This is a genomic window from Mesorhizobium sp. P2_D5 (genome assembly GCF_056404355.1).
Map to the genome: position 1 here is coordinate 938,525 of NZ_JBFUEE010000001.1, position 13,621 is coordinate 952,145.

Annotated in this window: 10 protein-coding genes; 5 read left to right on the top strand and 5 right to left on the bottom strand. The window is 65.0% G+C overall.

Going from position 1 to position 13,621, the window contains the following annotated elements; genetic code table 11:
- The first annotated feature begins 67 nt into the window (after window positions 1-67).
- A complete protein-coding gene (locus AC1DYW_RS04485; protein ID WP_477225240.1) occupies window positions 68-913 on the top strand; it encodes an aldo/keto reductase in 846 nt (281 codons plus the stop codon).
- Here AC1DYW_RS04485 and mutS read toward each other — a convergent pair whose 3' ends face one another.
- On the bottom strand, window positions 914-3,643 hold the full coding sequence (gene mutS, locus AC1DYW_RS04490; RefSeq protein ID WP_477225241.1) for a DNA mismatch repair protein MutS: 2,730 nt from the start codon (window positions 3,641-3,643) through the stop codon (window positions 914-916).
- A gap of 213 nt (window positions 3,644-3,856) precedes the next feature.
- Between mutS and AC1DYW_RS04495 the strand changes: the two genes are divergently transcribed.
- Both AC1DYW_RS04495 and AC1DYW_RS04500 read left to right on the top strand, forming a co-directional pair.
- Complete coding sequence (locus tag AC1DYW_RS04495) at window positions 3,857-6,136, top strand: NADP-dependent malic enzyme (protein ID WP_477225242.1); 2,280 nt, start codon at window positions 3,857-3,859, stop codon at window positions 6,134-6,136.
- Window positions 6,137-6,384: 248 nt separating this feature from the next.
- Window positions 6,385-7,476, top strand: coding sequence for a sensor domain-containing diguanylate cyclase (locus tag AC1DYW_RS04500; RefSeq protein WP_477225243.1), 1,092 nt, complete (start codon window positions 6,385-6,387; stop codon window positions 7,474-7,476).
- A gap of 31 nt (window positions 7,477-7,507) precedes the next feature.
- Here the strand turns inward: AC1DYW_RS04500 and AC1DYW_RS04505 are convergent, their stop codons facing one another.
- On the bottom strand, window positions 7,508-8,221 hold the full coding sequence (locus AC1DYW_RS04505) for an antitoxin Xre/MbcA/ParS-like domain-containing protein (RefSeq protein ID WP_477225244.1): 714 nt from the start codon (window positions 8,219-8,221) through the stop codon (window positions 7,508-7,510).
- A 393-nt stretch (window positions 8,222-8,614) separates the two neighbouring features.
- Window positions 8,615-9,607: an adenosine kinase gene (locus AC1DYW_RS04510; protein WP_477225245.1), complete on the bottom strand. Its 993-nt coding sequence runs from the start codon at window positions 9,605-9,607 to the stop codon at window positions 8,615-8,617.
- 309 nt (window positions 9,608-9,916) lie between these two features.
- On the opposite strand from AC1DYW_RS04510, the gene AC1DYW_RS04515 reads away from it, so the two are divergent.
- Together AC1DYW_RS04515 and AC1DYW_RS04520 are read left to right on the top strand one after the other, a co-directional pair.
- Entirely contained in the window at window positions 9,917-10,801 is an 885-nt protein-coding gene (locus tag AC1DYW_RS04515; protein ID WP_477225246.1) for an EamA family transporter, read from the top strand.
- A gap of 214 nt (window positions 10,802-11,015) precedes the next feature.
- The gene (locus AC1DYW_RS04520; protein WP_477225247.1) at window positions 11,016-11,726 is read left to right on the top strand and encodes a sulfate transporter family protein; all 711 of its coding nucleotides are present in this window, start codon (window positions 11,016-11,018) and stop codon (window positions 11,724-11,726) included.
- Window positions 11,727-11,733: 7 nt separating this feature from the next.
- On the opposite strand, the gene AC1DYW_RS04525 is transcribed toward AC1DYW_RS04520, so the two are convergent.
- Window positions 11,734-12,732 carry a proline racemase family protein gene (locus AC1DYW_RS04525; RefSeq protein WP_477225248.1) on the bottom strand — a complete coding sequence of 333 codons (999 nt, stop codon included), beginning with the start codon at window positions 12,730-12,732 and terminating at the stop codon, window positions 11,734-11,736.
- 12 nt (window positions 12,733-12,744) lie between these two features.
- Entirely contained in the window at window positions 12,745-13,548 is an 804-nt protein-coding gene (locus tag AC1DYW_RS04530; RefSeq protein ID WP_477225249.1) for an isocitrate lyase/PEP mutase family protein, read from the bottom strand.
- Window positions 13,549-13,621: the final 73 nt, after the last annotated feature.

Sequence of the window (13,621 nt, forward strand, 5' to 3'; positions counted from 1 at the left end):
GGCGAGAGCTCTCTCTGGATTTCCCGCCGAGCCTGTGATGCGATCCGGCCCTCAACTGGAGCCTGCCATGCCATCGACGATCAGAACAACCACGCTGCCTTCCGGCGAAGCCGTTCAGGTGCTTGGTCAGGGCACGTGGAAAATGGGCGAGGATTTCAGCCGCCGCGCCGATGAGGTCAACGCTCTCAAGCTCGGCCTCGACCTTGGCATGACGCTGATCGACACCGCCGAAATGTATGCCAGCGGCGGTGCCGAGGAGGTGGTCGCAGAGGCCACCGCCGGGCGCCGCGACGAGACCTTCCTGGTTTCGAAAGTGCTGCCGTCCAACGCTTCGCGCGCCGGCGTGCAGCGCGCCTGCGAAAACAGCCTGAAGCGCCTGCGCACCGACCGCATCGATCTCTATCTGCTGCATTGGCCCGGCAGCGTGCCGCTGATTGAAACCGTAGCGGCCTTCGAGGCGCTGAAAGATGCCGGCAAGATCCGCCACTGGGGCGTCAGCAACTTCGACACCGACGAGATGGAAGAACTGGTCGGCTTGTCCGACGGCGGCAACGTCCAGACCAACCAGGTGCTCTACAATCTGGTTCGGCGTGGCCTCGAATTCGATCTGGCGCCCTGGAGCCGCCAGCGCGGCATCGCCTTGATGGCCTACTCACCGGTCGAGCAGGGCGCGCTGGCACGCAATACCAGGCTTGGCGCCGTCGCGGCCCGCCACGATGCGACCCCGGCGCAGATTGCCTTGGCCTGGGTCATGCACCAGGAGGGTGTCATAGCCATTCCCAAGGCCAGCAGCCAGCAGCATGTCCGCCAGAATTTTGCAGCGCTCGACATCGAGCTGACGCCGCAGGACATCGCCGAACTCGACCGCGCCTTTCCGCCGCCGACCCGCAAGCGCGGTCTGGAGATGATTTGACTACTTTCCCGCCAGCACCTTTAGCCGATACAGCGCCTCAAGCGCCTCGCGTGGCGTCATCTCGTCGGGGTTGATGTCGCCGAGTGCGGCGCCCAGAGCATCGTTCTTGACCGGCTTCGGCGCTTCGCGCTTCACCGCCACCGAAAACAGCGGCAGGTCGTCCACCAGACGGTTGGTCTTGCCCGAAACCTCGCCCTCTTCCAGCTGGTGCAGCACTTCTTTCGCTCGGTCGACCACCGCTTCCGGCAATCCGGCCAGCCGTGCCACCTGCACGCCATAGGAGCGGTCGGCGGCACCCTTGCCGACCTCATGCAGGAAGACGACGTCGTTTTCCCATTCCTTGACCCGCATGGTGACGTTGTGCAGCCGCGCCAGCTTGCCCGCCAGCGAGGTCATTTCGTGGAAATGGGTGGCGAAGATCGCCCGGCAGCGGTTCTTCTCGTGCAGGTATTCCACCGCCGCCCAGGCGATTGACAGGCCGTCGAAAGTGGCCGTGCCGCGGCCGATCTCGTCGAGGATTACCAGCGCACGCTCGCCGGCCTGGTTGAGGATCGCCGCCGTCTCGACCATCTCGACCATGAAGGTCGAGCGGCCGCGCGCCAGATCGTCCGAGGCGCCGACACGCGAGAACAGCCGGTCGACGACGCCGATATGGGCCGATGCCGCCGGCACGAACGAGCCGGTTTGCGCCAGGATGGCGATCAGCGCGTTCTGCCGCAGGAACGTCGACTTGCCGCCCATATTGGGGCCGGTCAAAAGCCAGATCGCGCCATTCTTGGCGCTGCCCTCGGGCGACAGGTCGCAATCATTGGCGACGAACGGGCCTTCGCCCGAACGCCGCAACGCCTGCTCGACCACCGGATGCCGGCCCCCCGAAATTTCGAAGGCGAGGCTCGAATCCACCACCGGCCGGCACCAGGCTTCGCTCTCGGACAACAGCGCGAGCGCCGCCGACACGTCGAGCACGGCCAGTGCATCGGCGCCGGCGCGGATCCTTTCGGCCTCGCCGACCGCTTCCGCCGTCAGCGCGTCGAAGGCGGCAAGCTCGATGCCGAGCGCCCGGTCGGCGGCATTGGCGATCTTGGTCTCCAGTTCGGCGAGTTCGGTCGTCGTAAAGCGCATGGCGTTGGCCATGGTCTGGCGATGGATGAAGCGCGCCTTGGCGCCGTCGCTGCCGGTCATCACCGCATGGTGATTGGCGGTCACCTCGATGTAATAGCCAAGCACATTGTTGTGCCGGATTTTAAGCGAGCGGATGCCGGTCTCGTCGATAAGCGAGCGCTCCAGCCCGGCGATGACCTTTCGTGATTCGTCGCGCAACGCCCGCATCTCGTCGAGCTCGGCATGGTAGCCGCCGCGAACGAAGCCGCCGTCACGCTTGAGCAGCGGCAGTTCGTCGCCAAGCGCCTGCGTCAGGTGCTGGGAAAGCGCTCTGGGCAGCGCCTGGATGGCGCCCAACGCCGCCGTGAGCTCCTGAGGCAGGGCGGTCTCGCCGAAGATCCCGGCGATCGCACCGGCCGCTTCGAAACCGGCGCGCAGCGCGCCGAGGTCGCGCGGGCCGCCACGGTTCAGCGCCAGCCTGGACAGCGCGCGCGGCATGTCGGCGACGCTCTTCAGGCTTGCCCGCACCGCCTGGCAGAGCCGCGTTTCAGCGCGGAAGAAGGACACCGAGTCCAGCCTGGCGCCGATCGCCGCCGGATCGGTCAACGGCGCCATCAGCCGGTCGGCCAGCAGCCTTGCGCCGCCGCCGGTCACCGTGCGGTCGATCGCCTTGAACAACGAACCTTCGCGGCTGCCGGACAGCGTGCGCAGCAGTTCCAGATTGCCGCGCGTCGCCGGATCGATGAACAGGGTCGAGCCCTGCTCCTCGCGCTCCGGCCGCGACAGCGGCGGACGCTCGGCCTTCTGCGTCTTCTCGACATAGGCGATGGCGCCTGAGATCGCCGACAATTCGGCGCGCGAAAACGCCCCAAAACTGTCCGGCGTCGCCACGTCGAAGAAACGGGCGATGCGCCCCGTGGCCGAGGCCGAATCGAACAGCGAGGGCGGCTGCGGGTTGGCGACGCGGCCGAGCACGTCGAAGACCGGTTTCAGTTCGGCATCGTAGAACACCGGCTCGGCGACGATCAGCTCGCGCGGATCGACGCGGAAGATGTCGGCGAGCAGCCGGTCGGCGGTGGTCTCGGCGACGCGGAAAGCCCCGGTCGAAATGTCGATCCAGGCCAAGGCAAAGGAGTGGTCCGCCCCACCTTTCACCCGTCCCAACGCCATCAGGAAGCTCGATTCCGACGGCGCCAGCAATTTGTCCTCGGTGATGGTGCCCGGCGTCACCAGCCGCACCACGTCGCGGCGTACCACCGATTTGCCGCCGCGTTTCTTGGCTTCGGCCGGATCCTCGATCTGCTCGCAGACGGCGACGCGAAAACCCTGACCGATCAGCTTCTGCAGATAGTCGTCGGCGGCATGCACCGGCACGCCGCACATCGGGATGTCGTGGCCCTGGTGCTTGCCGCGCTTGGTCAGGACGATGCCCAGCGCCCGGCTTGCCTTCTCGGCGTCGTCGAAGAACAGCTCGTAGAAATCGCCCATGCGGTAGAACAGCAGCGAATCCGGGTTCGCCGCCTTGATCTCGATGAACTGCTCCATCATCGGCGTGACGGCGGCAGCGGCTGTCGGCAGGGGCGCCATCGCCTCGGGGGCGTCCGGCTCGTTCGGGCTATGCATGTTCATGCGCGGCACGCTAGCAGATGTGGTCGCGCGGTTTAATGCCGGCGCCTCGAAAAACAGGGGACGACCGACACGGCCAGATGCCCGCAATCGCCAGCACCAGCGCGATTCCCGAACACTGGCGGTTTACACGCGGCGGTGCGTGGTCTTAATTCGGAACCTCACAAAGCACCCGCCCTAACGAGGTGCTGCACCGGCGAGGAAATCAAAAGCATCATGGCCAAAAAAACCGAGAACAACGGTCCGTCCGTCAGTGCGCAGGAAGCGCTCGAATTCCACGCCATGGGCCGCCCCGGCAAGCTGGAGGTTGTCGCCACCAAGCCGATGGCGACGCAGCGCGATCTGAGCCTCGCCTATTCGCCGGGCGTCGCGGTACCTGTTCTGGCCATCGCCGAGGACCCCAGCCGCGCCTTCGACTACACGACGCGTGGCAACATGGTCGCCGTCATCTCCAACGGCACCGCCATCCTTGGCCTCGGCAATCTCGGCGCGCTGGCCTCCAAGCCGGTCATGGAGGGCAAGGCGGTGCTGTTCAAGCGCTTCGCCGATGTCGATTCCATCGACCTCGAGGTTGACACCGAGGATGCCGACGAGTTCATCAACTGCGTGCGCTTCCTCGGCCCCTCCTTCGGCGGCATCAACCTTGAAGACATCAAGGCGCCTGAGTGTTTCATCATCGAGCAGCGCCTGCGCGAACTGATGGACATCCCGGTTTTCCATGACGACCAGCACGGCACCGCCATCATCTCGGCCGCCGGCCTGATCAACGCGCTGGAGATCACCGGCCGCGACATGAAGACGACGAAGATGGTCTGCAACGGCGCTGGCGCCGCCGGCATCGCCTGCATCGAGTTGATGAAGGCGATGGGCTTCGCGCCCGAAAACATCATCCTGTGCGACACCAAGGGCGTCGTCTTCCAGGGCCGTACCGAAGGCATGAACCAGTGGAAGTCCGGACATGCGGTGAAGACCGAGGCGCGCAGCCTCGCCGAGGCGCTCGACGGTGCCGACGTCTTCCTCGGCCTCTCGGCCAAGGGCGCGCTGACCACCGCCATGGTGCAGTCGATGGCCAAGAACCCGATCATCTTCGCCATGGCAAATCCCGACCCGGAAATCACGCCCGAGGAAGTCGCCGAAATCCGCACCGACGCCATTATGGCGACCGGGCGTTCGGACTATCCGAACCAGGTCAACAATGTGCTCGGCTTTCCCTACATCTTCCGTGGCGCGCTGGATGTGCGGGCTACCACCATCAACGACGACATGAAGATCGCCGCCGCCCAGGCACTGGCAGCGCTGGCGCGCCAGGATGTGCCCGACGACGTCGCTGCAGCCTATCAGGGCAACCGGCCGAAATTCGGCCCCAACTATATCATCCCGGTGCCGTTCGACCCGCGCCTGATCTCGGCCATCCCGATCGCGGTCGCCAAGGCGGCGATGGATTCCGGCGTCGCCCGCAAGCCGATCCTCGATCTCGACCGCTACGCGCAGGAGCTGTCCGCCCGCCGCGACCCGATCGCCTCGACCTTGCAGCGCATCTACGACCGTGTGCGCCGCCAGCCCAAGCGAATCGTCTTTGCCGAGGGCGAGGAGGAGCAGGTGATGCGCGCCGCCGTCTCCTATGTGAACCAGCGGCTCGGCACCGCCATCCTGCTCGGCCGCGACGACGTCATCAAGGAGAACGCCAAGCACGCCGGCATCGACCTCAACAAGCAAGGCATCGAGATCATCAATGCCCGGCTATCGCGCCGCAACGGCATCTACACCGACTATCTCTACGAGCGTATGCAGCGGAAGGGCTTCCTGTTCCGTGACTGCCAGCGGCTGATCAACAACGACCGCAACCACTTCGCCGCCTGCATGGTGGCGCTGGGCGATGCCGACGGCATCGTCACCGGTGTGACCCGCAACTATTCGACCGCGCTCGACGACATCCGCCGCGTCATCGACGCCAAGCCCGGCCACCGCGTCATCGGCGTTTCGATCGTGCTGGCGCGGGGCAGGACCGTGCTGGTCGCCGATACCGCCGTGCACGACATGCCGAACGCCGAGCAGATCGCCGACATCGCCGAGGAGGCGGCAGGCTTCGCCCGCCGCATGGGCTACGAGCCGAGGCTTGCCATGCTCGCTTATTCGACCTTCGGCCATCCGCAGGGCGAGCGCTCCGAGCGCGTCCAGGAAGCCGTGCGCATCCTCGACAAGCGCCGCGTCGATTTCGAGTACGACGGCGAGATGGCCGCCGACGTCGCGCTCAATGCGCGGGCCATGTCGCAGTATCCGTTCATCCGCCTCACTGGTCCAGCCAATGTGCTGATCATGCCGGCGTTCCACTCCGCCTCGATCTCGACCAAGATGCTGCAGGAACTCGGCGGCTCGACGGTGATCGGCCCGCTGCTGGTCGGGCTGAACAAGCCGGTCCAGATCGTGTCGTTGAACGCCAAGGATTCAGACATCGTCAACATGGCCGCGATTGCGGCGTATACAGCGGGGGCTTGAGCGGCGGACGAAAGCCCCGTGAACGCCTTTCGAGTGATGCTAGGCCCAGGCCCTGGTCGAGGGCCGCACCACTCCACCTGAATGTGTGCAATCGCAGGAATCCCGCGATTCAAGCCGAATTTATGGGAAAATCGCTGCGATCCATAAGATATTGATAATATCCGGTTGTTATACCAGAGAGCTGTCATCGATGTGCCAGAGGGGCATTTTGGACAGACCGGGGTGGTGACAATCATGGATTTGCAGCCGTGAAGCACGATACGATTCCCGCATCCGTGGTCGGCGAGCGAGCCTATCACGACGAGCGCCTTGACGCGCTGCTCAGCATCACCGGCCGCATGGACGGCTACCTCTACCGCTGCCGCAACGATGCGTCCTACACCATGCTCTACATCAGCGACGGCGTTCTCACCGTCAGCGGCTATCCGCCAACGGATTTCGTGCACAACGCCGTGCGCGACTACGTTTCGGCCATCCATCCGGACGACCTCGCCTCGGTCTATGCCGCCGTCGACGCCGCGCTCGAAGCGCGCTGCAACTGGAACGTCGACTACCGCATCGTGCCCAGGGCCGGCGAACCGCTGTGGGTCCGCGAGATCGGCGGCGGTGTCTGGGACGCCGCCGGCGAGCTCGAATTCCTCGAAGGCTTCGTCGTCGACATCAGCGACCGCAAGGTTGTCGAGGACCTCAATTCTCAGCTGCTGCTGGATCTGAAGACCGCCAACGAGGAGCTATCCGCGCAAAAGCGCGAGATCGAACTGGCCAAGCAGCAGAGCGACCATTCGGCCAACCACGATCTGTTGACGGACCTGCCCAACCGGCGTGCCTTCCACAACGAACTCAAATCGGTGGTCGCCCGCTGCGGCGCCACCGGCGAGGCCGCCGGTCTTCTGTTCATCGACCTCGACCGCTTCAAGGAAGTCAATGACACGCTCGGCCATGAGGCCGGCGACGCGCTGCTGCAGCGCGTCTCGAGCCAGCTTCGCTCGATCTTGCGCAGCGCCGATTTCGTCGCCCGTCTCGGCGGTGACGAGTTCGCCTTCCTGTTCTCGGGCGCCGCCGATCTGGCACAGCACAAGGCCGTGCGCGTTGCCGAACGCATCCTGGAAAGGCTGCAGATCAAGGTTCCCACGCCTAATGGCGCCATCCAGGTCGGCTGCACCGTCGGCGTGGCCATGTATCCGGCGGAAGCCGCCGATTCCGAAGCACTGGTCGCGCTCGCCGACCGGCTGATGTACATCGGAAAAAAGAGTGGCCGCAACCGGTTGGTCACCGCCACGGAAATGGCACCGCAACAGCGATCGTCCGCGCCTCGTCCCTCAATCCGCAGGACTGCCTAGGCACGTCTATCAAGGGCGTGCACCGAAGCGGTCAAGCCGGCGCGAACACGCGTGCGGCCTCGACGACCTGCTCGATCTGATCCTGCCGGAGCAGGTCGATCGGAACGCGGCCATCGAGTTGTGCCGAGGGGCGTGTCAGCCACAGCCAGGCCAGCCTGGGATTGCTGATCAGGGACAGCACGTCATGGATGCCCGCGACCGGCCTGCCGTCGACGAACTGCGCCAGCGGGAAGACATGCTTGCGGCCGCCCTTGCGCAGGGCGATGACCTCACCCCGCCTTTGCCAGCGATGCAGGGTCGAGCGGGCGATGCGCATGTTCTCTTCCAGATAGGTCGATCCGGCGACGCGCCCGGCCCAGTCCTCTATCAGCATCGATTCGAGGTCGTCGGCGCGCGACGACGGGGAAGCAGGTCCATCGAAATCCACGGGGGATGCCGGCGGCAGCCCCGTCGCGCCGCCTCTGCCGGCGTCGCTGCGGCGCGCGGCTTCCGCCGCCAGCGCGCGTACGAATTTCGATGCAAGCCCGGGAAGGTCGGCATGGATGGCGTCGATGGCACGCTGATGCTTCGGCGACAGCAAGGTGACGGCGGAAGCTATGCTGCCGGCAATCTTGCCGACCGAGACCATGGTGGGTCTGTTGATGGCCTCGTCATAGTGGGCAAGCGCACGTTCGACATCCTCCGCGACCATTTCCGCGAAGTCGTCCTGCTTGATGCCGGTTGCCTGGATTTGAAATCTGTTCATGCATCTGTCTCTTGGGCCGGGCGCTCCTCCCACAGCTGCGGCCGGTTGTTGAACGGCTAGAGCGGAGAGCGGAGATCGCCGCGGCAACAGATGCAGCGGCCCGACAGCATGCTGTCTTGCATTTTATGACACCCCAACTGACTGCAGGCGTCCCGAAATGTCAGTCCCAGGTCGCCTCGATTGCGTGTAGGAGGGATGTATGACAACCGCGCGACGGTGAGAGGCGGTCGGCCTTCCCTTCTCCCCTTGTGGGAGAAGGTGGATTGGCGCGCAGCGCCAAGACGGTTGAGGGGTGTTGGACGGAGTGTTGCCAGTACCAAGCTGGAACACCCCTCATCCGGCCGAGCTTCGCTCGGCCACCTTCTCCCACAAGGGGAGAAGGGAAAACCTAACCTACAGCAACCCGGCCTGCTCAGCCTCGCGGCGCAGGTTCTGGCGCGGGCGTGGGCCGATCTGCTGGATCACCAATCCGGCCGCCAGTGAGCCAAGGTCGCCGCAGGCCTTGAGGTCGCGGCCTTGCGTGTAGCCATGCAGGAAACCGGCGGCGTAGAGGTCGCCGGCGCCTGTCGTGTCGACCAGTTCCTTGATCGCGGTCGCCTGGATGAGCACGGTCTCGTCGCCGCGCACGATGACCGAGCCTTTTTCCGAGCGGGTCACGGCGGCAATACGGCAATCCTTGCGAATCTGCGCCAGCGCCTCGTCGAACGACGATGTCTGATAGAGCGACTTGATCTCGTGGCTGTTGGCAAAGACGATGTCGACGGTGCCCGAGCGCATCAGGTCGAGGAACTCGTCGCGGTAGCGATCGACGCAGAACGAATCCGAGAGTGTCATCGACACCTCGCGGCCTGCCGCGTGCGCCAGCTTCGCCGTCTGCCGGATCGCTTCCTTGGCCCGCGGCGGGTCCCATAGATAGCCCTCGAAATAGGTGACCTTGGCGCCGGAAGCCTTGTCGGCCTCGACATCCTCCGGCCCGAGTTCGATGGCGGCGCCGAGATAGGTGTTCATCGAGCGCTCGCCGTCGGGGGTGACGAAGATCATCGAGCGCGCCGTCGGCGGCTCGCCCTTGAGCGGCTTGGTGTCGAAGGCGACGCCCTGCGCATGGATGTCGTGCGCGTAGATTTGGCCCAGCGCATCGTTCGAAACCTTGCCGAAGAAGGCGACGCGGCCGCCGAAGCTGGCGACGCCGGCCGCCGTGTTGCCGGCGCTGCCGCCGGACGCTTCGATGGCCGGGCCCATGCGGCTGTAGAGCAGTTCGGCGCGCTGGGTGTCGATGAGGTTCATCGCGCCCTTGATGATGCCGTTGGTCTCGAGGAAGTCCTCGTCGCACTGGGCGATGATGTCGACAATGGCATTGCCGATGCAAAGCACGTCATAATCCGGCATCAATGTCTCCGCCAAAAACCCGAGCCGGCTTCTTGCCATGCCCGGGCGGGTCTACAGCAAGACTGCGAAAATTGGCAACCGATTTTCTGTCGTTGCCGGCGTGGCGGCGATGACCATTCCCTTGTCGAGGAAGGCACAGAGCCGCGGTTCTTGCAAACCGGGGTGCGCCTCTGTAGCGAGGCGCTATGACAATTCGACCGTGGCCGAAGCATTTCATCGCGGCGCCGCTTACAAGCCTGGCTCAGCCGATCATTTTTCTAAGGCGAGCCAGCCCCTATGCCTACAAATAACAGGCCGACAAGCAACGATATGACCACCGACCTGGCGCTGCTCGCCGTGCTGTCGGTGCTTTGGGGCGCCTCCTATACCTTCATCAAGATAGGCGTCGAGACGATCCCGCCGGTCACGTTCATTGCCGCGCGCACACTGATTGCCGGCGGCATTCTCTTCGCCATCATTCGCTGGCGCGGGCTCGCCATGCCGGGCGATGCGGCAAGCTGGCGCCGCTTCGCCTTCCAGGCATGCCTCAACAGCGTCGTGCCGTTCACGCTGATCGCAGCGGCCGAGCGCTCCGTTGATGCCGGTCTCGCAACCATCCTCAACGCGACCTCGCCGATCTTCACCTTCCTGCTGACCGCGCTCATCACCCGCCACGAGCCGGTCACGTTTCGCAAACTGATTGGTGTCGGCGCCGGCATTGCCGGCATCTGCCTCATCATCGGCACCGAGGCGCTGGGTGGTCTCGGTCATGAGCTCTGGGCCCAGTTGGCAATCGTCGCGGCGACGATCTGCTATGCCGGGGCGGCGATCTTCGGCCGTGGCTTCAAGGGCCTCGACCCGATGCTGCCCGCCGCCGGTTCGATGCTGTGCGGCGCCATCATCCTGGTGCCGCTCAGCGTGATGGTCGACCAGCCATGGACGCTCGCGCCATCGACGGCGTCGATCCTGGCCTTGCTCGGCCTGTCGGTGTTTTCGACCGCGCTGGCCTTCGTCATCTATTTCCGCCTCATCCACACGCTGGGCTCGGTCGGCACCACCTCGCAAGCCTATCTGCGCGTGCCGATTGGCGTCGGCATCGGCGCCGTCTTCCTCGGCGAAAGCCTTGGCCCGACGGCATGGCTGGGAATGGGTTTTGTCGTCGCAGGCGTCGCAGCCATGACCATCCCGGTTCGAAAGCCGGCGCTCGCGCGATAGGCAGGGCAATCGCTTCGAAGATAGTCTCCGACTTGTGGCGAAATACGGGGAGAGGATGCCGGCAGGCAGGTGAGGGGCAGCGCCCACGTCCGGAAGGTGGGGCGAGTTCGAAACCTGAAACGATTGCCTTGGCCCCGAAAGCGATCCACGCTTGTGGCGGGCGGGCGCGCCGCCTATCTCCGGACGATCCGTTCGACGTGAGGTTGGAAGCACCGTGATCTCTGACGCCGCCCGCGCCGCCGCCGGCCAGTTGTTCTCGCCCGAGTTCCGTTCGGTGTTCATCAAGACGCTCGGGCTGACCTTGCTGGCGTTGGTGGCCTTGTGGTTCGGCCTCACCAGCCTCGTCGAGTGGCTGGCCCTGCCGTGGCTCCAAACGCTGTTGCCCGGCATGCCGTCCTGGGCCGGCTGGCTGGGCGGCATCATCGCCGCCATCGCCCTTGCCTTCGGCATGGCGTTGCTCATCGCCCCGGTCACGGCGATCATCGCCGGCCTGTTTCTCGACGACATCGCCGAAGTCGTCGAACGCACCGACTATCCCGGCGACCCGGCCGGACGCGCCATGCCGGCGCTGCGCTCGCTGGTCTTGTCAGCCAGGTTCCTGGGCGTCGTCATCCTCGGCAACATCGTCGCCCTGCTGCTCCTCTTGGTGCCGGGCGTCAACATTGCCGCCTTCTTCATCGTCAACGGCTATCTGCTCGGGCGTGAGTTCTTCGAATTCGCCGCCATGCGCTTTCGCCCGGAAGAAGAGGCCAGGGCCTTGCGCAGGCACTATGCCGGCACGGTGTTCCTCGCCGGTCTGGTCATATCAGCCTTCCTCGCCGTGCCGCTGCTCAACCTGGTGACGCCGCTTTTTGCCGCCGCCATGATGGTGCATCTGCACAAGGCGATCAGCGGACGGGAAGCGGCTCGCGTCTCGCGGGGGTGAGTTCCGTTCAGCGCAACAGGAATCCGCGCCCCAACTCATCATCGGCTTCGACGATGAATTCCGCTCGCCCGGAATAGTAGGCGCGGCCGCCGACGCGGGCGATGATTGCTTCGTGCGGGCCAGCCTTGGCCGTCCGCACCACGGCCCCGGAAAAGCGCGAGCCGGCGATGCTTTCGAATGTGCGCGTCTGCCCGATGTCGATCTCGCCCTTGGCATGCATCGCCGCCAGCCGGGCGGTGACGCCGGAGCCGGTCGGTGAGCGGTCGACCTCGGCCTCGGCGAAGACGCAGACGTTCTTGGTCACGTCGCCGGAAAACGCGTCGCGGCCATCGGTCAGGATGGTGCCATAAAGGAAGGCAAGGTCGGCATGGTCGGGATGCGACAGCGGCAGCTCGGCCTTGAGCCTGTTTGTGAGCGCCGTCGCCGCATCGACGAAATCGCGCACCCGATTGCGGCCGAATTCCAGACCGAACTGGTGACAGTCGGCCAGCGCGTAGAAGGCGCCGCCATAGGCGATGTCGAAGCCGATCGTGCCATAGCCTTGTAGCTCGATCGCCTGGTTTCGTGCGAACAGGAATGCCGGAACGCTTTCAAACGAGACAGCACCGGCCTTGCCATCCCTGACCTCCACCGAAGCGACGACCAACCCGCACGGTGCCTCGATGTTGACGGTCGTCACCGGCTCGCGTTTCGTCACCAGCCCTTCGTCGACGGCGTAGCGGCCGAGTGCGACGATGGCGTGGCCGCACATGGTCGAATAGCCTTCATTGTGCATGAACAGCACGGCGAGGTCGGCGCCGGGCAGATCCGGCTCGACCAGCAAGGCGCCATACATGTCATAATGGCCGCGCGGCTCGAACATCAAAATCTTGCGCAAATGATCGAGATGGTCGCGCACATAGGCGCGCTTTTCCAGGATGGTGCCATTCGGGATATCCGGGTAGCCGCCGGCAACGATCCTGAGCGGCTCGCCCCCCGTATGCATGTCGACGACATTCAGCGTCATGCGACAGGCCTCCTAATCTGGGGATCTGCCAAACAAGGCCTGCAATTTGCCGAACGGCATGGCGGCGCGGGTGAAGCCGAACGTGCCGTCCTGCTGGATCTCGCGTGCCGCCGTTTCCAGCATGCCATAAGCGAAATTGGTCAACCACGGCCCGAGCGAAATGCGCTTGACGCCGGCCGTGGCGAGATCGGCGACGGTGAAGCCGGGCCTCGCCATGACGTTGACCGGCTTGCTGACCGCCGAGCAGATCGTGCGTACCATCTCTATATCGCCGATGCCTGGCGCATAGAGCACATCGGCGCCGGCCTTCTCGAAGGCCTGCAGCCGCTTGATGGTGTCGTCAAGGTCGGACCTGCCCCACAGGAAGTTCTCGGCCCGCGCGGTGAAGACGAAATCGCGCTTCAACGCCCGCGCCGCCTCCACGGCGGCCGCGACGCGCTCGACGGCGTGCGAGAAATCATAGATCGGCTTGTCCGGATCGCCGGTGTGATCCTCGATCGAGCAGCCGGCAAGGCCTGCCGCTTCGGCCGCGAAGATGGTTTCGGCGGCGCGCTCGGCGCTGTCGCCCTTGCCTCTCTCGAGGTCGGCCGAGACCGGCAGGCTGGTCGCCGCCGTCACGTCGCGGCAATGGTGGATCATCGCCTCGAAGGTCACGGCGCCGTCCGGCAGGCCGCGCGAAAAGGCAAAGCCGGCGCTGGTCGTCGCCAGCGCCTTGAAGCCGAAAGAATCCAGCAGCTTCGTCGTGCCGACATCCCAGGGATTGGGCATGACGAAGGTCGAGGCATGCAGGTCACGAAAGATCTTGCCCTTGTCCATGGTAATTCCCCCCATCATGTGCGGCGTGGCGGAAAGGATTCTATCCTGCCCTCCCTGGCCGGGCAAACGAATG